Below are 601 nucleotides of genomic sequence, written 5' to 3' on the forward strand. Positions count from 1 at the left end.
GGTGTGAATCGGCATGCAAAATTGACCCGGTTAGGTGGGTTATGAGCGTTTAAGATTGACCCACCTGTTTGTTAGGATCCGTGCATTTAGCGCGGGGCATGAACGGGTGATATTGATGGAAAGTGCAGCCAAGATCCGCCGTCTTGTTTTACGGGATGGTCGAAGTGTCCGGTCGGTCAGTCGGGAGACTGGTTTATCGCGCAATACAATCAGAAAATATGTTAGTGATGCATCGCCGCCGCGTTATCAACGTCAGGTTTCCCCGATCCGTCACAAGCTGGCTGCTTTTGAAAGCCGTTTATTGGAATGGTATGAACTGGAGCAGAAGCGCCCACGGCGGGAGCGCCGGACAGCCTTACAGCTCTATGAGCAGTTGGTTCTTGAGGGATATACGGGCTCTTATTCTCCGGTTCAACGTTTTATCCGTGATCTGAAGCGAGCTAAACCGTGGTCTGGTGAGGCGTTTATCCCGCTGCAGTTTCAACCTGGGGATGCGCTTCAATTTGACTGGAGTGAAGAACATGTTGTGCTGGGCGGTGTTGCTCAGAAGATAAAGGTTGCCCATTTCCGTCTGTGCCACAGCCGTAAACCCTTTGTGTTT

The 601-nt window shown here is 51.2% G+C and carries 1 protein-coding gene; it reads left to right on the plus strand.

Features of this window, described 5'->3' with window-relative positions; all coding sequences use genetic code 11:
• Positions 1-115 precede the first annotated feature (115 nt).
• Positions 116-601, plus strand: a 486-nt coding sequence (locus PsAD37_RS28445; RefSeq protein WP_193778295.1) for a transposase, incomplete at its 3' end; no start/stop codon positions are given.

The sequence above is a fragment of the Pseudovibrio sp. Ad37 genome (assembly GCF_001623075.1).
In the GTDB taxonomy this organism is placed as follows: Bacteria; Pseudomonadota; Alphaproteobacteria; order Rhizobiales; family Stappiaceae; genus Pseudovibrio.